General features: G+C 52.2%; 19 protein-coding genes. 12 read left to right on the plus strand and 7 right to left on the minus strand.

What is annotated here, in order from left to right; all coding sequences use genetic code 11:
- Positions 1-157 precede the first annotated feature (157 nt).
- Complete coding sequence (locus ACQKE4_RS18440; protein WP_427389742.1) at positions 158-1351, plus strand: hypothetical protein; 1194 nt, start codon at positions 158-160, stop codon at positions 1349-1351.
- 199 nt (positions 1352-1550) lie between these two features.
- Here ACQKE4_RS18440 and ACQKE4_RS18445 read toward each other — a convergent pair whose 3' ends face one another.
- Positions 1551-2444: a DMT family transporter gene (locus ACQKE4_RS18445; protein WP_427389743.1), complete on the minus strand. Its 894-nt coding sequence runs from the start codon at positions 2442-2444 to the stop codon at positions 1551-1553.
- A 503-nt stretch (positions 2445-2947) separates the two neighbouring features.
- Between ACQKE4_RS18445 and ACQKE4_RS18450 the strand changes: the two genes are divergently transcribed.
- Entirely contained in the window at positions 2948-3556 is a 609-nt protein-coding gene (locus ACQKE4_RS18450) for an alpha-ketoglutarate-dependent dioxygenase AlkB family protein (RefSeq protein WP_427389744.1), read from the plus strand.
- 53 nt (positions 3557-3609) lie between these two features.
- Here the strand turns inward: ACQKE4_RS18450 and ACQKE4_RS18455 are convergent, their stop codons facing one another.
- The 4 genes from ACQKE4_RS18455 to cysP are packed head-to-tail and all read right to left on the minus strand — an operon-like array spanning position 3610 to position 7419.
- The gene (locus ACQKE4_RS18455; protein ID WP_427389745.1) at positions 3610-4704 is read right to left on the minus strand and encodes a sulfate/molybdate ABC transporter ATP-binding protein; all 1095 of its coding nucleotides are present in this window, start codon (positions 4702-4704) and stop codon (positions 3610-3612) included.
- The gene (cysW, locus tag ACQKE4_RS18460) at positions 4701-5528 is read right to left on the minus strand and encodes a sulfate ABC transporter permease subunit CysW (RefSeq protein WP_427389746.1); all 828 of its coding nucleotides are present in this window, start codon (positions 5526-5528) and stop codon (positions 4701-4703) included. Before cysW ends, ACQKE4_RS18455 begins: the two co-directional genes overlap by 4 nt.
- Positions 5528-6382 carry a sulfate ABC transporter permease subunit CysT gene (cysT, locus tag ACQKE4_RS18465; RefSeq protein ID WP_427389747.1) on the minus strand — a complete coding sequence of 285 codons (855 nt, stop codon included), beginning with the start codon at positions 6380-6382 and terminating at the stop codon, positions 5528-5530. Before cysT ends, cysW begins: the two co-directional genes overlap by 1 nt.
- Positions 6383-6408: 26 nt before the next feature.
- Positions 6409-7419, minus strand: coding sequence for a thiosulfate ABC transporter substrate-binding protein CysP (gene cysP / locus ACQKE4_RS18470; RefSeq protein WP_427389748.1), 1011 nt, complete (start codon positions 7417-7419; stop codon positions 6409-6411).
- Between the two features lie 289 nt (positions 7420-7708).
- Here cysP and rpe point away from each other — a divergent pair, with 289 nt between their 5' ends.
- The gene (gene rpe, locus ACQKE4_RS18475) at positions 7709-8404 is read left to right on the plus strand and encodes a ribulose-phosphate 3-epimerase (protein WP_427389749.1); all 696 of its coding nucleotides are present in this window, start codon (positions 7709-7711) and stop codon (positions 8402-8404) included.
- 11 nt (positions 8405-8415) lie between these two features.
- Here rpe and ACQKE4_RS18480 read toward each other — a convergent pair whose 3' ends face one another.
- The gene (locus tag ACQKE4_RS18480; RefSeq protein WP_427389750.1) at positions 8416-9714 is read right to left on the minus strand and encodes an NAD(P)/FAD-dependent oxidoreductase; all 1299 of its coding nucleotides are present in this window, start codon (positions 9712-9714) and stop codon (positions 8416-8418) included.
- Between the two features lie 178 nt (positions 9715-9892).
- Between ACQKE4_RS18480 and ACQKE4_RS18485 the strand changes: the two genes are divergently transcribed.
- The gene (locus tag ACQKE4_RS18485) at positions 9893-10600 is read left to right on the plus strand and encodes a phosphoglycolate phosphatase (protein WP_427389751.1); all 708 of its coding nucleotides are present in this window, start codon (positions 9893-9895) and stop codon (positions 10598-10600) included.
- Between the two features lie 2 nt (positions 10601-10602).
- Positions 10603-12090 (plus strand): anthranilate synthase component I, encoded by a 1488-nt coding sequence (trpE, locus tag ACQKE4_RS18490; protein WP_427389759.1) that lies wholly within the window; start codon positions 10603-10605, stop codon positions 12088-12090.
- A gap of 56 nt (positions 12091-12146) precedes the next feature.
- Here trpE and ACQKE4_RS18495 read toward each other — a convergent pair whose 3' ends face one another.
- A complete protein-coding gene (locus ACQKE4_RS18495) occupies positions 12147-13067 on the minus strand; it encodes a metal ABC transporter solute-binding protein, Zn/Mn family (RefSeq protein ID WP_427389760.1) in 921 nt (306 codons plus the stop codon).
- A gap of 197 nt (positions 13068-13264) precedes the next feature.
- Between ACQKE4_RS18495 and ACQKE4_RS18500 the strand changes: the two genes are divergently transcribed.
- The 7 genes from ACQKE4_RS18500 (at position 13265) to ACQKE4_RS18530 (ending at position 22806) form a co-directional block, all read left to right on the plus strand.
- Complete coding sequence (locus ACQKE4_RS18500; RefSeq protein ID WP_427389752.1) at positions 13265-15016, plus strand: NAD(P)H-dependent oxidoreductase subunit E; 1752 nt, start codon at positions 13265-13267, stop codon at positions 15014-15016.
- Complete coding sequence (gene fdhF / locus ACQKE4_RS18505; RefSeq protein WP_427389753.1) at positions 15013-17802, plus strand: formate dehydrogenase subunit alpha; 2790 nt, start codon at positions 15013-15015, stop codon at positions 17800-17802. Before ACQKE4_RS18500 ends, fdhF begins: the two co-directional genes overlap by 4 nt.
- A 120-nt stretch (positions 17803-17922) precedes the next feature.
- The gene (locus ACQKE4_RS18510; protein WP_427389754.1) at positions 17923-18513 is read left to right on the plus strand and encodes an anthranilate synthase component II; all 591 of its coding nucleotides are present in this window, start codon (positions 17923-17925) and stop codon (positions 18511-18513) included.
- A gap of 36 nt (positions 18514-18549) precedes the next feature.
- The gene (gene trpD, locus ACQKE4_RS18515) at positions 18550-19569 is read left to right on the plus strand and encodes an anthranilate phosphoribosyltransferase (RefSeq protein ID WP_427389755.1); all 1020 of its coding nucleotides are present in this window, start codon (positions 18550-18552) and stop codon (positions 19567-19569) included.
- A gap of 9 nt (positions 19570-19578) precedes the next feature.
- Positions 19579-20382 carry an indole-3-glycerol phosphate synthase TrpC gene (gene trpC / locus ACQKE4_RS18520; protein ID WP_427389756.1) on the plus strand — a complete coding sequence of 268 codons (804 nt, stop codon included), beginning with the start codon at positions 19579-19581 and terminating at the stop codon, positions 20380-20382.
- Between the two features lie 96 nt (positions 20383-20478).
- The gene (locus tag ACQKE4_RS18525; RefSeq protein ID WP_427389757.1) at positions 20479-22071 is read left to right on the plus strand and encodes a sensor histidine kinase; all 1593 of its coding nucleotides are present in this window, start codon (positions 20479-20481) and stop codon (positions 22069-22071) included.
- A gap of 30 nt (positions 22072-22101) precedes the next feature.
- A complete protein-coding gene (locus ACQKE4_RS18530; protein WP_427389758.1) occupies positions 22102-22806 on the plus strand; it encodes a response regulator transcription factor in 705 nt (234 codons plus the stop codon).
- Positions 22807-22927: the final 121 nt, after the last annotated feature.

Here is a 22927-nt window from a genome sequence, read left to right on the forward strand (position 1 = left end):
TCCACTCGTGTTGGTTGAGATCTTGGTCGTGATCAATCAACAGGATACGCCACCCTTCCTACCTCCTCCCATACACCAGACTTGAGCTTAACTCAATCGTCTAACGGTCATAGCCAGCGAATCCTTTGAGGAGTATGCGAAGAACCTGCAAACAGAGATGGAAAAAGACATTGGCGGTGGCTTCAAGTTCGGACGAGTGCCGACAATTGCCTTTGCCGCTTTAACGGCTAGTAACAATGAAGCTCTAGGCCAGGAAAAATCCCGTCATCTTTGGCAGGCATTAAAGGCAGAAGGCTATCTGGATGTCAAAGGAGACTTGACCGCTAAGTTCAAGCCGGATGATCTCTATTTTGAACTGCAGGTGCCCAACGATTACCAGGCCCTCGAAAATGAAATTATTGACCGTCTACGCAGCTTTATGTTCGCAGGACGGATAAAAGATGTACGAGGTCGTACAGCAGTAACGTACAATAAGCGGGTAGAGTTAAACCCAGATTTCAAAGCACTGTGGGATAAAATCAGCCAAAAAACCCGCTTCGCTATCCATTTTGATACTCAACAGCTGGTGAATCTAGCCAGCCACAAGCTTAAAAATATGCCGGTGGTAAAACCGGTTACGCTTACAATAGGACATACTCAGGGTAAGCTTACTAATGCTGGCTTTGGTAGTGATCGGCAAATCTCAACTCCAAAAGAACGTTATGTAAGCTCCCATGAAGTGTTACCAGATTTGGTCGGGATTTTGCAGGAGAGAACTTATCTAACACGAGATACATTGCTCACGATAATTCGTAACTGCAATAGGTTAGAAGAGTTTAAAGCAAATCCTCAAGGCTTCATTACTGAAACCGCCAAACAGATTAAGAATGCGCTTGATGAGTTGCTGGTAGATGGGATTCGTTACGAGAAGCTAGGCGGAGAACACTACAAAATGGAGTTGTTTAATGAGCCGGAGCTTGAAACCTACTTGGATCGCTCTTACCAAGTGCTTCATGGTAATCAAGGCAGTCAGGTTCAAACACCATATGACTATATTGAGTGTGACTCCCAAATCGAACGAAAGACTGCTCATGCGTTAGATGGTGCCGACAACGTTAAGTTTTTCTGTAAATTGCCTCGTTGGTTTACCATTACTACACCAGTTGGCGATTACAATCCTGATTGGGCCGTCGTATTAGAAGCGGATCAAAAAATTTATTTGATCCGTGAAACTAAAACGACCCATGATAGTAATAAGCGCCGTGTAGAAGAAAATCTGAAAATTTTATGTGGGGAAGCCCACTTTAAAGCGTTAGATAATGTCGACTATCGGGTGGCAACAACCGTAGCTGAAGTTGTTTCGATTTCATAATGGTGTTGGAAGGATTTGCTTCCCCTGTAATGAGGGGAAGCTTTTTACTTAGAACTAGTCGCGGATTCTGATCAGAAGTCATCTGGTGACAATGTGTGTTCCATTACGACGATGCATCTCTGATATAGTTTTTTGGCTATCTCTTAAAAATAATACTTTGCCGTGATGTACCTTTGCTACTCTGTAAAAAGCATAATTCTTAAGCTGCTTTCTGGGCATCAGGACTCACGATCAGCCAAACGGAAACTAAAACGATCAGAGATCCAAGTAAGAAACCGCTGGATATTGTTTCGCCGAGGACTAAAAAGCCCCATAGCACTGCAAAAGGCGGCACAAGAAATGTAACGGTAAGCGATCTTAACGGGCCAATATCTGCGATCAACCTAAAATAAAGAATATAGGCGAGGGAAGTACATACAAAACCCACGGCCAGCAGGCTAATCCAAACATCGCCTTGTAGCCAATCAATGTTAGGGCCAGATGAAATATTCCAAATTAAAAAAGGGGCGAGAAAAATGGTTGCACCTAGTTGGCTGCCAAATGCCACTAGCGTTGAATCCAGACCGCCCTGCTGGGTTATCCATCTACGGGTAAGAAAGCCTGCAAAGCCGTAACCAATAGTGGCGACTATGCAGGCAGTAATACCAATGAAGATATTGCCAGCAACATTTGAATCACCCACGGTAGTAATAACGGTAATGCCAACAATACCTAGTGTTATACCTGACATTTTTCTTAACGATAAACTCTCGCTAAAGAAGTAAAAGCCAATCATGGCACCCATTAAAGGTGTTGTCGCATTCAGTATTGCTGAATAGCCCGCAGGTAATAATGTGGCAGCTATGCTGTACATAAGAAAGGGTATGCCTGAATTGATAGTACCCAATATCAAAACTTTCCCTAATTTTTCTTTAAAGTCTAGGCTCTTTCTTATAAAAAATATTATGATCGCTAAACCAATCAGCCCAAAGAAGACTCGAAAGAAAGCTGTGTTGATTGCCCCTATCGCTGGTGAGGCTATGCGCATAAAAAGAAAACTTGCGCCCCAGATAGCTGCTAAAGATATTAGTCGTAAATAATCTATTGCTTTCATCTTGTGTCCCTTTTAAGGTTTTTTCTTAGCCTGTTGCCGCCAAACAGTGATTGGCCTTTTTCAGTTTTTGCCGAAAGTTGCCAAGGTGGCTCATGAATTTTTTCTTCATGAAAATTCAGTATTGGTTTTTGACGGCATCGAAAAAACCCGTTTCTTGCTCTATTTTAATATTTCGTAAAATAGCTAAGCAGTAGCTTTAGGTAACGACGAAATAGATCAACTCGGTTGGGCTTGTCATTACTAATGCAGTGAAGCAGCGTAATGTGGAGAGCTGCGGATTGATTGAGTGCCATGGGGCGGCTGGCGCCGCCCTCCCGCGGGTGCCTCTTATGTTCGTTCCTCTCACATACTCGTTACCACGCGCTACGATGCGTGCATGGAATGATATTTTGGGTTTACTTCTAGTGTGACCCCCGGCAAATACTTAACTAAGGTGCAGCCTGAAAGTGTCGCCTAGCCGAACGGGGGCTATAGCAGATGGCTTGGAATATTGGAGATGCTTAATGGATCTTTTTGAAAACGATGATATGAAGCTGATTAACCTGCTGCCACGGGGTGGGGCTGCCTATTATTACGGTAAAGTATTAACGACTGATACTGCGGATATTTATTTAGATCAATGCATTAACGAAATGGATTGGGAGCATGATCGTGCTTTTATTTATGGGAAGGAAATTGTCACCCAAAGAAAGATCGCGTGGTATGCGGATCGACCAGTCTCGTATACGTATTCGGGAGTTACAAAGAAAGCGCTAATCTGGCCCGCTTTGTTACGTGAGCTTAAACAGCGAGTAGAAGAAGAGTGTGGCGATGCTTTTAATTCATGCTTGGGTAATTTTTATAGTTCAGGCGACGAGGGCATGAGTTGGCATAGTGACGCCGAAAAAGACCTTGTTGAGAATGGGGTGATCGGGGCACTGAGCTTAGGCGGCGAAAGGAAGTTTTCGTTTAAACACAAAAAATCAGGGGAGAGTGTGTCGCTTACTTTAAAGCACGGCAGTTTGTTAATCATGAAGGGGACTACCCAGACGCACTGGCTGCACAGTCTTCCTAAAACCAAGAAAGATGTTGGGCCACGGGTAAGTCTAACCTTTAGGCAAATGCGTTTTTGAAATAACAAGGTTTATTCAACCGAGCCGCCCCATTAAGGGCGGCTGGTTAGGTGTTATGCAACGCGGGTTTGTTCAGCCGTTTTTGATACTTGGTCTGGAAACCGGCGCCAGTGACGGGGGTGGGCGAACAGGCGTTGCCCACGGCTAAGCGCCAAGTGTTCGAAATCAGTATGCCGTACGGTGGCTAGCCACGGTTGGGCTAGCCAGTCAGCCTCCAGCTCTACGCGAACCTCAGCGCCTACTGGCGAGATTGCTGTGATAGTGACCGGTAGATGACTCTCATGGGTTGGCTGTTCAGTTAGGCGCACTTCGTGAGGGCGCAGCAGCAACTCTTGATGTCCATCGGGTAGGTCAACGTGCCAATAGGCGTCACCGCAGGTCAATACGCCGTTACTTACCTTGCCTTCCAGGTGGTTCACATCACCTAGAAACTCAAATACAAAGCGGTTTTTTGGCGTTCGGTAGAGATCGTCAGGGGTATCGATCTGCTCAATGCGGCCGTTACTCATGACCACTACCCGGTCAGATAACTCCAGCGCTTCTTCCTGGTCATGGGTGACGAATACGCTGGTGAAGTTAAGCTCATCGTGCAGATGGCGCAGCCAGCGGCGAAGCTCCTGACGAACTTTTGCATCAAGTGCCCCGAAGGGCTCATCCAGCAGCAGTACTTCAGGCTTAACCGCCAGCGCGCGTGCTAGTGATACGCGTTGCTGCTGGCCGCCGGAAAGCTGAGCAGGGTAACGCTTGGCGAGATGCTCAAGCTTAACCATTTCGAGCAGTCTAAATACCTGGGCACGAATCTCACCGCTGCTAGGGCGCTGCTTGCGTGATAACACGGTCAGTCCAAATGCAACGTTGTCATAAACGCTCATATGGCGGAACAGGGCATAGTGTTGGAAAACAAAACCGATCCGTCGATCGCGTACATGCACATTGGTCACATCGCGCTCACCAAACAGAATCTTACTTTGTTGTGACGTTCGGTCCGCGCTTTCAAGACCCGCAATGATACGCAATAGCGTCGTTTTGCCTGAGCCCGAAGGGCCGAGCAACCCTACTAATTCACCTTCGTTAATGTCTAAATTTATCGGCTCTAATGCCTGGGTATTACCAAAATGTTTGCCAATGTTTTGTAAGCGAATGCTCATGCAAATGCCTCCCGGCGCGATGCGCGCCATTCCAACCCTGCCTTGGCGGCGAGCGTGAGTAGGGCAATGAATGCGAGTAAGGCCGCGCAGGCGAAAGCTCCCACGGCATTATAGTCTTGATAAAGCTGCTCAAGGTGCAGGGGGAGCGTGTTGGTTTGGCCACGAATAGCCCCTGACACCACCGAAACAGCGCCAAATTCCCCCACTGCTCGGGCATTGGTAAGGATGACCCCGTAAAGCAGCGCCCATTTAATATTAGGTAGCGTAACGCGGCGGAAGGTGGTCCATCCCGAAGCCCCAAGGGTTACGGCTGCTTCCTCTTCGCGGGAGCCTTGAGCCTGCATTAACGGAATTAACTCACGGGCAACGAACGGGCAGGTAACAAAAATGGTCACCATTAAAATCCCCGGCCAGGCGAACATTAGCTGGATATCGTGGGTGTCTAACCAACTGCCGATCCAGCCGTTGCGGCCATACAGCAGTAGATAAATCAGACCTGCGACAACCGGCGATACGGCAAACGGAATATCAATTAAGGTTTGTAAAATACGCCGACCAGGAAAGCTGAAGCGCGTGACCAGCCACGCCAGCGCAACACCAAAAACCAAACATACTGGAATGGTTAATAGCGCAATCATAAGCGTTAAGCCAATCGCGTGCAGGGTAAACGTATTGCTAACATTTGCCCAAAATACCAGTACGCCTTGGGAAAATGCCTGGGCAAAGATGGCCACCAGAGGCAGCAGCAAGAAGAGTGCTGAGAGCACAAGAGCGGCGCCTATTAATAGCCGCCTAACAAGCGGAGCATCACCAATTCGACGCATTACCCCTTACCTCCGTGCAGCCGTTTGACAAAGCGACCCTGCCAAATATTAATCGCCAGCAGCAGGGCCAGAGATACAAACAGCACTACGGAGGCTACTGCGGACGCTCCGGCATAGTCATACTCTTGAAGTTTGACGAAAATCATCAGCGCGGTGATCTCTGTTTCGTATGGCATATTGCCCGCAATGAAGATAATCGCCCCGAATTCACCAAGCGAGCGCACAAACGCAAGCCCCGTGCCGGTAACCAGCGCTGGCCATAGATGCGGCATGATCACGCGGCGAAAGGCAACGCCGTCGGTAGCACCCAGTGACATAGCCGCTTCATCGACTTCAATCGGCAGATCTTCAAGCACCGGCTGTACCGTGCGCACTACAAAAGGAATACTGGTGAACGCCATGGCCAAGGCAATGCCCACCCAGGTGTAGGCGACTTGAAACCCCATCGGTTCCAATAAACGCCCCATCCAGCCGCTGCCAGCGTAAAGCGTGGCTAAGGTAATACCGGCTACGGCGGTCGGCAGGGCAAAGGGTAAGTCCATTAACGCATCAAGTAAGCGTTTGCCCGGAAATTCATAGCGGACGAGCACCCATGCCAACAGTAACCCAAAGACGGCATTCACCAATGCCGCGACCGCCGCTGCGCCAATGGTGACGGCATAGCTTGCCACCACGCGACCTTCTGTAATGATCGCCCAGTACTCAGCGAGGCTAAGCTCCGCTAGCTGTCCGAATAGGCCGGTAATCGGCAGTAGGAGTACCAGCGAGATAAATAGCACGCTGATACCCATAGAAAGGCCAAAACCCGGCAGCACACGTGTGCTGCCGGGACGCCTGAGTGCGAGTTGACTCATAGTTCAAACGTGCTCATGAATAAGGATTAACGGCGCTGTAATTGATCCAGCAGGGCACCACCTTCGAAGTGCGCTTCCATCGCTTCATCCCAGCTACCGAACACATCTTCCACTTGGAACAGTTCGGTGTCAGGGAATTGATCTGCAAACTCTTCAACGACTGCCTCGTTGTGAACCCGATAGCTGAAGCCGGCGAGTAGGCGCTGGGCATCTTCACTGTACAGGTATTCGAGATAGCTCTGCGCTAAATCACTGTTACCGTTACGTTCAGCGTTCGTGCCGACAACGGCAACAGGAAATTCTGCCAAAATGCTCATCGGTGGCACGATAACTTCATAATCGTCGCTGCCGTATTCGCTGCGGATATTATTGACTTCCGACTCAAAGCTGATCAGTACATCGCCAATGCCGCGCTCAATAAAGCTGGTGGTTGCACCACGGCCACCGGTATCAAAGACGGCTACGTTGCGCAGGAAGGTACGCATGAAGTCTTGGATCTGCTCTTCATCGCCATCGAATTCATTATCCGCAAAACCCCATGCGGCTAAATAGGTGTAACGGCCGTTGCCTGATGTTTTCGGGTTGGGGAAGACCATCTGAACGTCTTCTTTTACCAAGTCATCCCAGCTTTCAATCCCTTTTGGGTTGTCTTTACGTACTAAGAACGCGGTAGTGGAGTAGTAGGGCGATGCGTTGTTCTCAAGCGCTTCCTGCCAATCTTCTGCCACCAGTCCTGCATCTGCGAGTACCTGTACATCGGTGACCTGGTTAAAGGTCACGACATCGGCACGCAGCCCTTGCAGGATAGCGCGGGCTTGAGCAGAAGAGCCGCCGTGGGATTGGCTGATCGCAATCTCTTCACCGTGCTCTTCTTGCCACCACGCTTGAAATTCAGGGTTAACGGCAGCAAACAGCTCACGGGCAATATCGTAAGATGAGTTAAGCAGTTCGCGCTCTTGGGCCATTGCTGAACCACTGACGCTGGCGCCTAAGGCGATTGCAATTAGGCTGCGGCGGAAGAAGAGGGGCAGTGCCATAGGAAAGCTCCTTGAAACGTTAAGCGCATCATGGCGCAATGATGGCAAGGTTAAATCGAACATTGTGGAATTACAATCATGTTTTATATTCTTTTTAAGAATATAAGTGTGCTTAAGGGTAAACCTTTACCAGCAGAGTGGCTGTTGATACGCCGCAGGTGCTAGGACAATGCGCAGGCTCTGGTAAGATAGGCCGCCTTATTAGAACCCCCAACTGTTAATTGCTGGCTATTGCTGGCAGAAAAGGGGTGTTCGCATCACTTCACTGGCGACTATGCAGGAATCGAATATGACCGCTGCGCATGATTTTCTCATTGCTCCTTCTATTTTATCGGCCGACTTTGCCCGCTTGGGTGAAGAGGTGGATAACGTGCTGGCCGCTGGCGCGGATGTTGTGCACTTTGACGTGATGGACAATCACTACGTGCCCAACCTCACCATTGGCCCCATGGTGTGTAAAGCGCTGCGTAACCACGGCGTGACGGCGCCGATTGATGTGCATTTAATGGTCAAGTCAGTCGATCGTATGATCAGTGACTTTATTGAAGCAGGCGCCAGTTACATTACCTTCCACCCGGAAGCCTCGGAACATGTCGACCGCTCTCTACAGCTAATCCGCGATGGCGGCTGTAAAGCAGGTTTGGTGTTTAATCCGGCCACGCCGCTTTCCTATCTCGACTACGTAATGGATAAAGTCGATATGGTACTGCTGATGAGCGTTAACCCAGGTTTCGGTGGTCAATCTTTTATCCCTGGCACGCTGAACAAGCTGCGCGAAGCTCGCGCACGCATTGACGCCTCAGGCTTGGATATTCGCTTAGAAATTGATGGCGGCGTGAAAGTAGATAATATCGCCGAGATTGCTGCCGCAGGCGCCGATACCTTCGTGGCGGGATCAGCCATTTTTAGCGCCCACCAAGCCAGCGACCCGCACGGCTATGACACCGTGATCAAACAAATGCGTGCGGCGCTGGCTAAGCAATAAGTATGCTTCGTTTAGTGGAGTTTCATACGCGGTTTTAAATACTTGTTGATCTTGTCGACTAACCAGGCGAGCCCCGTTTTCGGCACCCCATGAATAGAGAGCTGGTGCATACGGTAGAGCGAAGCATAGGCTTGGCGAGCCAGCCAGCCCTCTAAAAATAGCCCTTTGGAGGCGCCGCTACGCATTAGATTGCCTACCGCGTCATAGCGAGCCAGCGATACCAGCGAGCCGTGATCCCGGTAGCGGAAGTCCTTTAGTGGCTTCCCCTCTAATTGATTTATCAGGTTTTTCGCTAGCAACTTAGCCTGCTGATGGGCCGCCTGAGCGCGAGGTGGCACGCTACTGTCTTCCCCCATGGGGCAACTGGCACAGTCGCCCAGGGCAAAAATTCTGTCGTCATCAACGCTTTGCAGGGTACGTTTTACTTCAATCTGGTTTTTCTTATTAGTCGTCAGGCCAAGATCTGCTAGAAAGGAGGGTGCTTTAATGCCCGCTGCCCACACGTTGATATCGGTTTCAATAATCTCGCCGTCGTCGGTGACTAGCTGATGCGCCTGCGCTTCTTTAATGGCGGTGCCGATGTGAATCGTCACGCCCATGCTTTCAAGCTCCGTTTGAACCGTTTGGCTGACCCGTTCGGAAAGACCCGGCAGTATGCGTGGTGCTGCTTCCAGTAAATGCACGCTGATTTGCTGATGATCTAACGAGGTAACCCCATAGGCATTCAGCATGCGCGATGCATCAAACAGTTCAGCAGCCAGCTCAACACCGGTAGCGCCGCCGCCCACGATACCTATCGTTAACAGCGTATGCTGGCGCAGCGTAGGGTCTGTATAGCGTAGAAACGTATTGATCATATCCCGTTGGAACGCTTTAGCCTGCTGCGGTGAATCAATAAAGTGGCAGTGTTCAGCAACTCCCGGCGTGCCGAAATCATTTGAGACACTGCCCAATGCTATCACTAGGTAGTCATAAGTCAGTTCTCGGGCGGGTAACACCTCTTCACCATCTTCATCTTGAACTGGCGCCAAGTGCAGCACCTGCTGCTCGCGATCCACGCCAGTGAGCGACCCACGCTGGTAGCGATAGAAGTGGGCGGAAGAGTGTCCGCGGTAATCCACTTCATCCATGCTGGAGTTCAGTACCCCGGTGGCCAGTTCGTGGAGCAGCGGTTTCCATACATGGGTGGTATTACGATCCAGTAGCACAATCTCAGCGCGTTTGCGCTTGCCTAGCGTATGCCCTAAACGCGTAGCAAGGGCTAATCCGCCTGCGCCACCGCCAACAATCACGATTCTGGGTATGGCCATCATTTACTCCTCGGCTAAATTAGCTCCAGCATAGAAGCTTCTAAGGCTCCTGACTAATGCGAAAGGCAGCCTTGAACAGGTAAGATAGCTGCTGAGCTTGAAGGGCTACCATAAAAGCGAACGGCACAGCAGTGTCCGTAAAGGTTTTCAGCCGTCGATAAAACCAGAGGACAGCAAGGTGCATTCAAATCTACATCCAATATTACAAGGAAAGCGGCTGATTGCGTTTGACCTGGATGGCACGCTGATTGATTCAGTGCCCGATCTTGCCGCTGCCGTGGCGCGCACACTTAGTGAGCTTGATTTGCGCGTGCCCAATGAAGCGGAAGTGCGCGATTGGGTTGGCAATGGGGCGCCAGTATTGGTTGAAAGAGCATTAACCTGGGCCTTGCAAGCCGCGCCAGAGTCGGCGCTTCAAACCCGCGCCTTTAACGCTTTTATGGCGTACTACGGTGCATCGCCCAACACCCTTACGACGCTTTACCCTGGAGTTGAGGAAGCACTAAAGGCGCTGCATCAAGAGGGGCTGACGTTGGTGTTAATTACCAACAAGCCCGAGCGCTTTATTGAACCATTATTGGAACACTTCAACTTGCTGACGTTTTTTACCCTGTGGGTCGGCGGGGATTCACTGGCTAAAAAGAAGCCTGATCCTTTGCCGCTACTCCACGCGGCTAATTTGTGCCAAATTGCGCCTGCTGAATGCATTATGGTGGGCGATTCTCGCCACGATATGGCAGCAGGTAAAGCCGCCGGTTTTGCCACACTCGCTTTGCCCTATGGCTATAACCACGGCGAGCCGATTGAACACAGTCAGCCTGACTTAATGATCACATCGTTAACTGAATTATTGATGCCCGCACCCCATGCGACAAGGACCGCGTAATGATGACCCCGGAACGTTTTCAAGAGCTTAGCCAGGTAGGCTATAACCGAATTCCTGTTTCGCGTGATGTACTCGCCGATTTAGATACGCCGCTATCCACCTATTTAAAGTTGGCGAATACACCCTGGACTTTCTTATTTGAGTCCGTACAGGGGGGCGAAAAGTGGGGGCGCTACTCAATGATTGGCCTGCCCAGCCATGAGCGTATTGAGGTTCGCGGCTTTACAGTGCGCCATATTAAAGATGGGGAGGCCGTTGGCGTTGCTGAAGTTGAAGACCCGCTAGCGTGGATTGAAAAATTCCAGAGCCGCTTTAAGGTGCCCAAGCTGGATGATCAGCCGCGCTTCGACGGGGGCTTAGTCGGTTACTTTGGCTACGACACCATTCGTTATATCGAACCGCGCCTGCGCGCAGGCGCCGATAAGCCTGACCCGTTAAATGTGCCCGATATCTTACTGATGGTGTGCAATGATTTTGTGGTGTTCGACAATCTTTCCGGGCGGCTAACCATCTGGACCCACGTTGATCCTGCTGAACCAGATGCCCTTGAACGCGGCCAGGCACACCTCAAACACCTTGAAACCCGCCTGCGCGAAGCGCACATCAGCCCCAATAATGCGGGTAGCGGTCGGCAGCCGGTGAAAGAGAGCGATTTTAACTCAGGGTTTACCGAGCAGGGCTTTAAAGCCGCGGTTGATAAAATCAAAGAGTATGTGCTGGCAGGGGATATCATGCAGTGCGTGCCCTCCCAGCGCATGTCGATTCCTTATCAGGCGTCACCGCTAGATCTTTATCGCGCGCTACGCAGCCTTAACCCATCGCCCTATATGTTTTTCTTTAATTTGGACGACCACCACGTGGTGGGCTCCTCGCCGGAGATTCTGACCCGTATGGAGGAGGGTGAGGTAACCGTAAGGCCTATTGCGGGTACCCGCAAGCGCGGTAAAACCGAAGAGGAAGACGATGCCTTAGAGGCAGAACTGCTAGCGGATCCTAAAGAACTTGCCGAGCACTTGATGCTAATTGACCTGGGGCGTAATGACGTCGGCAGGATCTGCCAAACGGGCAGCGTAGAAGTGACTGATCAAATGGTGGTTGAGCGCTACTCCCATGTGATGCATATCGTTTCTAACGTCACTGGCAAGTTAAAGCCTGGCTTAACAGCGATGGATGCTCTGCGTGCTACTTTCCCGGCGGGGACTGTTTCTGGAGCACCCAAAATTCGCGCACTTGAAATTATTGATGAGGTGGAGCCGGTTAAGCGCGGTATCTACTCTGGGGCGGTAGGCTATCTCTCTTGGCACGGCAATATGGACACCGCCATCGCAATCCGTACCGCCGTGATTAAAGACGGTCAACTGCATGTGCAGGCAGGAGCTGGCATTGTGGCTGATTCGGTGCCTGAAATGGAGTGGCAGGAAACGCTTAACAAGGGGCGGGCTATCTTCCGTGCAGTGGCCATGGCCGAGCGGGGATTAGATAATCTCTAGCATGAAACCAGTAGTACAAAACCAGTAGTACAAAACCTTAGCAGCGCCAGGGTCGATTACTCGGCCCTGGCGCCACCAAGGGCCGCGTGCATTACATCTGCATTATGACGCATCATGGCCGGGTAGTTGACGGCTGGGCCATCTGAACGGCTTAGTGAGTCTACATACAGCGGCCCGGCGAGGGGGATGCCGGTCTCCCTCGACAAGGCATCCATATGAATATTCGCGGTGGTGCTTTCATAAAAAAGCGCGGACGGGCGTGGGCGTTTCTCACCAAGGTATTCGCTCATTTTAGCCATCGCCTGGGCGCTGCCTTGGGTCTCATGATTTACTCCCCATACTCCCTGTGCCTCAAACGCATAGGCCCGGGCAAAATAACCAAAACCGGCTTCGCTGGTGATAAGCGTGCGATTGGTGTGGGGGATGCCGTCGAGCCGCTCTTTCAAGACTTGATTGAGGGCAGTAAGCGCTTTATGCGTTTCTTCAGCGCGGGCATAGAAGGCATCGGCTTGCTCGGGAAGGTGCTCTGCTAACGTGGCGGCAATCACATCGATATAGGCCATAGCTCCTCGCGGATCCATCCACATATGGGGGTCAGGCTCCTCTTTATACTGCCCAGTGGAGATCGTTAGCGGAGTGAAGTCGGCTTTTTTTGCCACTTCCACTAAGGTGAGTTGGTCGTCGGCCATTGCTTGAACATGATGTATCCAAGGCTCTAAGCCTAAGCCGTTATAAAATACGATATTAGTCTCTTCTAGCGCGAGCACATTGGGCGGTGTGAGCTCCCAGCGGTGAACATCCTCCCCAGCAGGGACGATGACCTTAACATTGACGGTATCTCCGGCCACCCGCTTGACCAAATCCTCCAGAACAGAAAATGACGCCAGGACTCTGAGTGAAGTAGTCGCGTAGGCGGGAGCCGCACTTAACAGCGCAACGAATAAGAGCGTACTCAACCAGGTAACCCGCTTGTACATCCCGCGCTCCAAACTGTAGAGAAAGCCATCGAACATGACAGCCATCAAGAAAGACAGCAGATGATAGTGATTGCGCTGGCTCGTTGCCAGTTGCAATAAGCAACCACTGATTAGGGGGAGTATCCATAGGATGGTTCCCAGCGAGCATAACTGCCACTATGCTTAGTCATATTACTCCTTTAAGCATAGCGTGCCTTATGACTGACCGAAGTGTTTCTTCTTTACGGCGTCGGCGTGGCCATCCACAAGGCCGTGATTTATCCCCCGTCGCGTTAGTGACATTGCGCGCATTGCTGGGTGATGAGCGAATCCAGCCTGAATTGAGCCAGCGCGATCAGTTGCTTGAGCATCTGCATGCCATTCAGGATGCCCACGGCCATTTATCGATGGTAGAGCTGCGGGCATTGGCGGCCTACATGAACCTACCTATGGCGGCGGTTTACGAAACAGCCACCTTCTATGCCCATTTTGATGTGGTACATGACGGACAAGCGCCGCCGCCTGATACCACCGTTCGGGTATGCGACTCCCTCTCCTGTCAGTTAGCTGGCGCTGCCCAGCTTAAAGCCAAACTGGAAGCGGGCTTTGATCCGGAACTGGTGCGTGTGTTACGTGCCCCCTGCATGGGCCGTTGTGACAGTGCGCCAGTGGTTGAAGTGGGCCACCACCATGTGCAGTTTGCCACTGCAGAAGGGGTAGAGGCCATCGTGGATACGGGCCATTTTCATCCAGAAGCGATTTTATGGCAGCGGCTTCAGGCGTATCAGCAGGAGGGCGGGTATCAACTGTTGAGCGACTGCCGTAAGGGCAATGTTAGCGTTGACGAATTAATGTCGACGCTGGAAAACGCAGGGCTAAGAGGGCTTGGTGGCGCTGGCTTTCCCACCTTTAAAAAGTGGCATTTTGTCCGCCAAGCAGCCGGGCCACATTATTGCGTTATCAACGCCGATGAAGGTGAACCGGGCACGTTTAAAGATCGCTATCATCTTGAAAAATCCCCCCACCAGTTTTTGGAAGGTGCGTTGATTAGCGCCTGGGCGATCGAAGCGCAGGCGTTGTATATCTATCTGCGTGACGAGTATCCGGGGTTACATCGCGTGCTGCGCGAAGCGATTCACGAGCTTGAGCAAGCGGGGTTGCTGGTGGCGGGCTATATCGTTCTGCGTCGTGGTGCTGGAGCGTACATTTGTGGCGAAGAGTCGGCGTTGATCGAGTCGTTGGAAGGCAAACCTGGCAAGCCTCGCCATCGTCCACCCTATGTGGCTCAGCAGGGGCTGTTTAATCGCCCGACACTGGTCAATAACGTCGAGACGGTATATTGGATAGCGCCCATTTGGCGCAAAGGGGCCGAGTGGTTTGCTGGACATGGCCGCAATGGGCGCTCAGGCCTGCGCAGTTTTTCAGTATCGGGCCGTGTAAAGCATCCTGGCGTTTGCTTAGCGCCTGCGGGAATCACCCTGCGCGAACTCATTGATGAATACTGCGGCGGTATGGCGGAGGGGCACCAGTTAGCGGCTTATCTGCCCGGTGGTGCTTCGGGCGGTATCTTACCCGCCAGCAAAGCGGATATCCCACTGGATTTCGATACGCTCCAAGAGCATGGTTGCTTTATTGGTTCAGCCGCAGTGATCGTGCTTTCCCAGCAGGATAATTTGCAGGCGGTGGCGACCAACTTGTTAGCCTTCTTTGCCGATGAGTCATGTGGTCAATGCACCCCTTGCCGGGTAGGCACCGAAAAAATGCTCACATTGTTAACGCGCAACGACTGGAATATCAGCCAGCTCACCCGCCTGGCTCAGGTGATGCAGGATGCTTCTATTTGCGGTTTAGGGCAGGCAGCGCCAAATCCTGTATTAGGGCTACTAGCCGATTTTCGTGCTGAGCTTGCCCAGCAGCAGATTATTGTCAGCGATGCCTCAGAACAGGTTGCTGAAAGGGGTATGCCATGAAGGCTTCTTTTGCCTTAACACTGGATGGTCATGAAGTCACCGCTTACGCCGGTGAAACCCTATGGCAGGTCGCTAAACGCGCAGGGGAAACCATTCCCCATTTATGCTTCAAAGACGCCCCGGGTTATCGCGCCGATGGCAACTGCCGTGTTTGTATGGTCGAGGTGGAGGGCGAGCGGGCCTTAACAGCGAGCTGCCTACGTGAGGCCACGCCCAATATGGTGGTTCGCAGCGCAAGCTCCGAACGGGCTAAAATTGCTCGGGAAGGGGTTTTAGAGCTACTAATGGCGGATCAGCCCTCCCGTGAACAGAGCCCTGATCGCTCCAGTCACTTTTGGGCTATGGCCGACCAGTTGGGTGTTGAAGAGAGTGCCGTAAAAGCTTGGCTACCACCACGGCATGAAGCGTTGGTGAGCGTGAATAAAGCGGCCGACACCAGCCATCCTGCCATGCAAGTCAATTTAGACGCCTGTATCGAGTGTACGCTCTGCGTGCGTGCCTGCCGTGAAGTACAAAGTAACGATGTGATTGGTATTGCTCATCGCGGTGCTATGTCCAAAATCGTCTTCGACTTTGACGACCCTATGGGCGCAAGCACCTGTGTAGGTTGCGGTGAGTGCGTACAGGCGTGCCCGACAGGTGCGCTCATGCCGACAACGTTAATCAACGCTATGGGGCAGGGCGACTCAAAGGCAGTCGATCGCCAAGTAGATTCAGTTTGCCCTTACTGCGGCGTGGGCTGCCAGCTTACTTATCATATTAAAGACGATGCCATTGCTTTTGTTGAAGGGCGCGACGGCCCCTCTAACCACAACCGGCTATGCGTTAAAGGGCGTTTTGGTTTTGATTACCCTAGCCATCCAGCGCGTTTAAAAACGCCGCTGATTCGCAAGCCCGGCGTTCCGAAAAGCCTGGATCCTAGCTTTGATCCTGCTCAGCCACTTACGCATTTTCGTGAGGCCACTTGGGAAGAGGCGCTAGCCGCAGCGGCGGACGGTTTGGTTACGCTTAAAACCGAACATGGTTCCAAAGCACTGGCAGGGTTTGGCAGCGCCAAGTGCTCCAATGAAGAGGCATGGCTGTTCCAAAAACTGGTGCGCACCGGCTTTGGTAACAACAACGTCGACCACTGTACACGACTGTGCCATGCAAGCTCCGTGGCAGCGCTGATGGAGTGTTTAGGCTCTGGCGCAGTGACCGCCTCGTTTATGCAAGCGCTAGACGCGGGTGTGGTGATTCTCACTGGCTGCAATCCCGCCGTAAATCACCCCGTGGCCGCAACGTTTTTTAAGCAGGCTGCCAAGCGCGGCACTCAGATTATTATTATTGACCCCCGCGGTCAGGCGTTGGATGCCTACGCTACTTTGAGCGTAAGGTTTACACCGGGTGCCGATGTGGCGCTTTTTAACGCTATTCTCCAGGTAATTATCGCTGAGGGGCTATATGACGAGACGTACATCGCCGAGCATACCGAAGGCTTTGAAGCGCTGAAACAGAGCGTGGCAATGAGCACGCCGGAAGCGATGAGTGAGCTGTGCGGCGTTGCCCCGGAGGTGATACGCGATGTTGCCCGGCGTTATGCCAATGCCGACAAAGCGATGATTTTCTGGGGGATGGGTGTTTCGCAACATACCCACGGTACGGATAATGCCCGTTGCTTGATCTCCTTGGCTCTGGCATGCGGTCATACTGGTCGCCCCGGTACCGGGCTGCATCCGCTGCGCGGGCAAAATAATGTACAGGGCGCCTCTGACGCTGGGCTGATTCCCATGGTGCTGCCGGACTACCAGCCGGTAGGCGATGCCCAACTACGCTCCGCTTTTGAAGAGCTGTGGAACACGCCGTTGGATGCCGAGCCGGGTCTTACGGTGGTTGAGATAATGAATGCCATTCATGCAGGCCAGGTGCGGGGTATGTATATTCTGGGTGAAAACCCGGCGATGTCCGACCCTGACCTTCACCACGCCCGGGCGGCTCTAGGCAAGCTTGAGCATTTGGTCGTGCAGGATCTGTTCGTGACTGAAACCGCGCAGTTTGCCGATGTGATTCTGCCTGCTTCCGCGTGGCCGGAAAAAGAGGGCACAGTAACCAACACCAATCGTCAGGTTCAACTGGGGCGGGCGGCACTGCCACTTCCGGGCGAGGCCAAGCCTGACTGGTGGATTATTCAAGAGATCGCCAAGCGCTTCGGGTTGGCGTGGAATTATGTCCATCCTCGCGAAGTATTTAGCGAAATGCAGCAGGGCATGGCCTCGTTGAATCACATCAGTTGGGAGCGGCTGGCGCGGGAAGGCTCGGTTACCTACCCCTGCGCTGCCGATGACGTCCAGGGGCAGGATGTGGTGTTTAGTGATGCTTTCCCACGTGTAGGTGGCCGTGCCAAGTTTTCGCCCACCCGGCCGTTGCCGCCCGACGAACCGGTGGATGATGCCTATCCCACAGTGCTGACCACTGGGCGGCAGTTAGAGCATTGGCATACCGGATCAATGACACGGCGTAGTGGTGTATTAGATGCTCTGGAGCCTGATGCAGTTGCCAGCCTTTCCCCTGGCGAACTCAACCGCTTGGGCGTTGCGCCGGGAGGGCGGCTTACTATTACCACTCGGCGGGGCACCATTACCCTAGCTGCACGAGTCGACCCTAAAATTCCCGATGGTATGGTGTTTGTGCCGTTCGCTTATGCTGAGGCCGCGGCCAATCTGCTCACTAACCCGGCCCTCGACCCCTACGGCAAAATCCCTGAGTTTAAGTACGCGGCCTGTCGGCTGAGCCGAGGCGACACTTAACCCCTGCAAGAGGGCGCTTGGTTGCGGTATCATCGAAGGCATAAAGTAGATGGCAGCACATTACCGACCTGGGTAACGCATGAGCCATTGCAACGACAGTGATAGGAGTATCAAGCAGTTATGGCTCAGAAAGTCCTTATGCTGGATAACTACGACAGCTTCACGTTTAACATCGTGCAGTATCTTGGTGAGCTGGGCGCAGAGGTGATCACTCATCGTAATGATGAGATTACCATTGAGCAGATTGAAGCGCTGGCGCCAACGCACTTAGTGGTATCGCCGGGGCCTTGTACGCCCAACGAGGCGGGTATTTCCATGGCTGCCATCGAACACTTTGCTGGCAAGCTGCCTATTTTGGGCGTTTGCCTAGGGCATCAGGCGATTGGTCAGGTTTATGGCGGCAAAGTAGTGCGTGCCCCGCAAGTGATGCATGGCAAAACCTCTGCCGTGCTGCATGATAACCAAGGCGTGTTTGAAGGGCTGGATAACCCCGTTGAGGTGACTCGCTATCACTCGCTAGTGGTTGATAAAGAGTCGCTGCCCGATTGCTTGGAAATTACCGCCTGGACAGGCGACGATGACGTCACCCCCGGTTTAGTCATGGGACTTCGTCACCGGGAGTTGGATATCGAAGGGGTGCAGTTTCATCCCGAGTCGATTCTTACCCGTCAAGGCCATGAGTTACTGGCCAACTTTTTAAAACGCGGCTGATTGCCGGTTTCACACGCTTTAGGGGCTCCTCTGCTCATGCAAATGCGAGACGCGATTAATGCGGTGATGCGCCGCGAAGACCTCTCTTTTGATGCCATGCACGCCTTGATGCGCCAGATCATGACCGGCGATGCATCTGACGCGCAAATTGGCGGCCTGCTGGTAGGCCTAGCTATGAAAGGTGAAAGTGCCGTTGAGATCAGCGCCGCTGCGCAGGTAATGCGCGAACTGATGAAGCGCGTTGAATTGAAGGCCGAAAATATCGTCGATATTGTTGGTACTGGAGGCGACGGCGCGAATCTGTTTAACGTTTCCACCGCAGCCAGCTTTGTTGCTGCTGCCGCTGGCGCGCACGTGGCAAAGCACGGAAATCGCAGCGTGTCGTCTTCATCGGGTAGTGCTGATCTATTTGATGTGGCGGGTATCTACCTTGATCTTAAACCTGAGCAGGTCGCACGCTGTATCGAGCAGGTGGGGGTGGGCTTTATGTTCGCCCCGAATCATCACCCAGCGATGCGCTATGCCATTGGCCCGCGTCGTGAAATGGGTGTGCGCACGCTGTTTAATATTTTAGGTCCGTTAACCAATCCCGCTGGTGCTCCCAACCAAGTGCTGGGTGTTTACGCCGCAGAATTAGTGCCGCTAATGGCCGAAGTGCTCAAAACCCTGGGTAGCCGCCATGTCATGGTGGTGCACTCTGAAGATGGTCTGGATGAGATCTCCTTAGCAGGCCCCACTTTAGTGGCCGAGTTAAAAGAGGGTGTGATTACCCAATACACCATTACACCTGAGAAGTTAGGGATAGAGCGTCAGAGCCTGGCAACATTGAAGGCCAATAGTGCAGAAGACAGCCTGCGCTTGGTCAAGGCAGCACTTTCCGGTGAAGGCGCCGCTGCCGATATGGTCGCGCTTAATGCGGGGGCTGCGCTCTACTGTTCGGGCGTCGCGGATACCTTAAAAGAGGGTGTGATGGTGGCCCAGGATGCGCAAGCCTCCAAACTGCCGCTTGAGAAGCTCAAAGAGCTTTCGCACTTTACTAGCGTTTTTAAACAGTAAGAGACCAACATGACTCGACAGGCAACGCCGACTATTTTAACGCGCATTCTGGCTCGTAAAAACCAGGAAGTGGCAGAGCGCCGTCAGGCAGTTTCGGAAGCGGATCTACTTGCTTTAGGCGAAAAGCAGAGCGCACCGCGTGGCTTTATTGACGCCCTGAATGCGCGCATTGCGGCGGGTGATCCAGCGGTGATCGCCGAGGTCAAAAAAGCCTCGCCCTCAAAAGGTGTTATTCGCGAAGAGTTTCACCCCTCGGATATTGCTAAGAGCTATGCCCAGGGCGGCGCTGCCTGTCTTTCGGTACTTACCGATGCTGACTTTTTTCAAGGTCATGAAGACTATCTGATAGCTGCCCGTGACGTATGTTCGCTGCCAGTGATTCGCAAAGACTTTATCACCTACGGCTATCAGGTCTGTGAAGCAAGAGCGATAGGCGCTGACTGTATTCTGTTGATTGTTGCCGCCCTGGACGACGCCCAACTACGCGACCTAAATCAGCAGGCTATTCAGTTAGGCATGGATGTGTTGGTTGAAGTCCACGATGCCGACGAGCTAGCGCGAGCACTGGCATTGGATCTGAAACTGGTAGGCATTAATAACCGCAACCTGCATACCTTTGAAACCAGTCTTAATACGACGCTTGATCTACTGCCGCGCATTCCTGAAGGCGTCACGGTAATTACCGAGTCTGGCATTCATACCCGCGATGACGTTGCGCTAATGCGTGACCATAGTGTCAACGGCTTCCTCGTCGGTGAAGCCTTTATGCGTGAAAGTGACCCAGGCCAAGCGCTGAAGAAGCTGTTTTTCTAAGCGTCTCCGCTTGAATTTAAAGTCGCTGAGCATTGAATTTATGAGCGAAAGGTTTGACAGTAAAGCGACTTTTAGCTCCTGTGGAAATAACCGCTTATGTTCCAACGCCGCCTTGGGTTTGCGCTGGTTGTGCTTACGATGCTTGCGCTTATTCAAGGCGGGGTAGCTATATGGGCCATTGATGGTGCCCGACAAAAAGTCGAGCTAGGGCGGCTCTCCAGCGACCTACATGCTGGCTTTTTAGCCTTTTCAGATAGTAAAAATCGCCTTCGAACGTGGCTTGCCCAAGCCCAGAATGTCTCCCAACCTGATCTAGAGCAGCGTGATTTTTTACTGCAAGAAATGCAGTCCCATTTACAGCGACTACAAGTAAACAGTGATCGGTTGGCCGCGCAATCAACGCCTGAAAATGAACCATCTGGCAACCTTATAGCTGAGCGCCGGGCCGCATTAGCGATCTTTAATAAGCTTTTTCAGGCATTGGAAGCCGCCGTATTGGCAATGTCGATTTCACCTGACGCAGAGCAGTTCGATTTAATGGATGGCCAGCGTCTACAGGTGATATTGGCGGATGCTTTGGCACGCGAGCGAACGCTACTATCCAATCAGCGCAGCGATGCAGACCGTTCACTCCAGCAGCTTATTACCTTTGCTGTCTTAGCCAGTATCACGCTCACCCTCACCGTTGTGGGCATGTTCTGGTACTTTGCCCGTGCCTTACGGCGACCTATCCATGAGCTGGTGACGGGCGCTAAAGCTTTTCAGCTGGGTAACCTTCATCATCGTTTGGATGAAGGTATGCGTGACGAATTTGGCAGGGTGGCGGCACGTATGAACCTGATGGCAATTGAACTGCATCAACATCGCCAGACCGAACAGGATCGCCAACAACGTCTAGAGGACCTAGTAGAGGTACGCACCCGTGAGTTAGAGGATGCGTTGACTAGGCTTCGCCAGCTTGGGCAGCAACGCCAGCAACTGTTAGAAGATATCAGTCATGAGCTGCGCACGCCTACCACATCCATACGTGGAGAAGCCGAGATTACCTTGCGTGGCAGGCCACGCAGCGAGGAGGAGTATCGCCAGGCACTGCGCCGTATTGCGAGTGATGCAGCTCATCTTGCAGATGTCATTAGTGACCTGCTGACCATGGCACGTAGCAATATTGTTGAATGGCAGGTCCAGCGTCAGCCACTCGATCCTGTGGTGTGTCTGCAAGATGCTATTGGACAGGCATCGACCTTAGGGAGGCTGCGCAATATTAAGCTGCATACTGAAAACCTAGAAACGACCACCGTATTAGGCGATGCCCAGCGGCTACAACAGATATTTGGGATACTGTTGGATAACGCTGTTCAGTACTCTTATCCAGATGGCCCTGTTTATATTACCGCCAGTCAGGAAGAGAAGCAGGGTAAGCGCCTATGGGAGTTATGTGTTCGTGACCAGGGGATTGGTCTGCCAAACAGCGATGAGCAGCGTATTTTTGAGCGAGGTTATCGTAGTGCTAATGCACGTCATCATCGCCCTGATGGCCAAGGTGTAGGGCTTGCCATTGCTATGCTGCTAACACGCTTACACGGCGGGCAACTGCAAATTGAAGGAGCGGCAAAGGGCGGTTGTATCGCGCGACTACATTTACCTGTGCATGTCTCTTACGTGTTATCCGCTGAGTCAGGCTTATCATGATGTCATCTATAGGTTAGGTAAATATTGGCTATGCATATTGTATTGGTTGAAGACGATGCGCGAATTCGCGATTTTCTGTACCGGGGATTAACGGCCGAAGGGCATCGTGTAGACGCTTTTAGCGAAGGCCAAACGGCGCTGCTGCATATTATTCAGTGCGCTCGCGATATGGAAACGACGCGACCGGTTATCATTTTAGATCGCCTGCTACCTGATATAGGGGGCATTGAGGTATGCCGCAACTTGCGCACCGCTGGTATTACGTTTCCTGTGTTGATGTTAACTGCACTGGATAGTGTGGAAGATACAGTATCTGGGCTTGAAGCCGGCGCGGATGACTATCTAGCAAAACCGTTTGCGTTTGAAGAGTTGCTGGCAAGATTAGGTGCCTTGACACGCAGGCACGTGGGGCATGCTTGCTCGCCTGATAAATTGCTATGGGTGGGGGATCTCTGTTTGGATCGAGAGCAGTGTTGCGCCACAAGGGCTGGCCAGCGTATTGAGCTGACACCTAAGGAGCTGGCGATACTTGAGCTGTTAATGTCGTCACCAGGCAAGCTGTTTAGCCGGGAACGTATTCTTTCAAGCGTATGGGGAGCCTCTGAAGACCCGCTGACTAATATCGTCAATGTCTATATTCGCCGACTGCGCAGCAAGCTGGACATTAGCCCGTCAAAGGACTCTTTGATTACCACCCAGCGCGGTTTTGGCTACCGCATCAATCATCCCCATTAATTAATAACGCAGGTCTGTTCACCTAATCCTGAATCCGTGAGACCGGCCCCCGGAAGCACTTCTAACCCACTGACCTGCATGGCAATATAGCCATTATCGCCATTCACCCAGACAGTGCCAT

Source organism: Halomonas sp. NPDC076908, from assembly GCF_050269715.1.
In the GTDB taxonomy this organism is placed as follows: Bacteria; Pseudomonadota; Gammaproteobacteria; order Pseudomonadales; family Halomonadaceae; genus Vreelandella.

Excerpts from the sequence above, each read along its gene's own strand:
- ACQKE4_RS18510 (WP_427389754.1), top strand. The coding sequence starts at position 17,923 with ATGGCTCAGAAAGTCCTTATGCTGGATAACTACGACAGCTTCACGTTT.
- ACQKE4_RS18480 (WP_427389750.1), bottom strand. The coding sequence starts at position 9,714 with ATGGCCATACCCAGAATCGTGATTGTTGGCGGTGGCGCAGGCGGATTA.
- trpD (WP_427389755.1), top strand. The coding sequence starts at position 18,550 with ATGCAAATGCGAGACGCGATTAATGCGGTGATGCGCCGCGAAGACCTC.
- fdhF (WP_427389753.1), top strand. The coding sequence starts at position 15,013 with ATGAAGGCTTCTTTTGCCTTAACACTGGATGGTCATGAAGTCACCGCT.
- cysP (WP_427389748.1), bottom strand. The coding sequence starts at position 7,419 with ATGGCACTGCCCCTCTTCTTCCGCCGCAGCCTAATTGCAATCGCCTTA.
- cysT (WP_427389747.1), bottom strand. The coding sequence starts at position 6,382 with ATGAGTCAACTCGCACTCAGGCGTCCCGGCAGCACACGTGTGCTGCCG.
- ACQKE4_RS18440 (WP_427389742.1), top strand. The coding sequence starts at position 158 with ATGGAAAAAGACATTGGCGGTGGCTTCAAGTTCGGACGAGTGCCGACA.
- ACQKE4_RS18530 (WP_427389758.1), top strand. The coding sequence starts at position 22,102 with ATGCATATTGTATTGGTTGAAGACGATGCGCGAATTCGCGATTTTCTG.
- ACQKE4_RS18450 (WP_427389744.1), top strand. The coding sequence starts at position 2,948 with ATGGATCTTTTTGAAAACGATGATATGAAGCTGATTAACCTGCTGCCA.
- ACQKE4_RS18495 (WP_427389760.1), bottom strand. The coding sequence starts at position 13,067 with ATGTACAAGCGGGTTACCTGGTTGAGTACGCTCTTATTCGTTGCGCTG.
- trpE (WP_427389759.1), top strand. The coding sequence starts at position 10,603 with ATGACCCCGGAACGTTTTCAAGAGCTTAGCCAGGTAGGCTATAACCGA.
- ACQKE4_RS18455 (WP_427389745.1), bottom strand. The coding sequence starts at position 4,704 with ATGAGCATTCGCTTACAAAACATTGGCAAACATTTTGGTAATACCCAG.
- ACQKE4_RS18445 (WP_427389743.1), bottom strand. The coding sequence starts at position 2,444 with ATGAAAGCAATAGATTATTTACGACTAATATCTTTAGCAGCTATCTGG.
- ACQKE4_RS18525 (WP_427389757.1), top strand. The coding sequence starts at position 20,479 with ATGTTCCAACGCCGCCTTGGGTTTGCGCTGGTTGTGCTTACGATGCTT.
- cysW (WP_427389746.1), bottom strand. The coding sequence starts at position 5,528 with ATGCGTCGAATTGGTGATGCTCCGCTTGTTAGGCGGCTATTAATAGGC.
- trpC (WP_427389756.1), top strand. The coding sequence starts at position 19,579 with ATGACTCGACAGGCAACGCCGACTATTTTAACGCGCATTCTGGCTCGT.
- rpe (WP_427389749.1), top strand. The coding sequence starts at position 7,709 with ATGACCGCTGCGCATGATTTTCTCATTGCTCCTTCTATTTTATCGGCC.
- ACQKE4_RS18500 (WP_427389752.1), top strand. The coding sequence starts at position 13,265 with ATGACTGACCGAAGTGTTTCTTCTTTACGGCGTCGGCGTGGCCATCCA.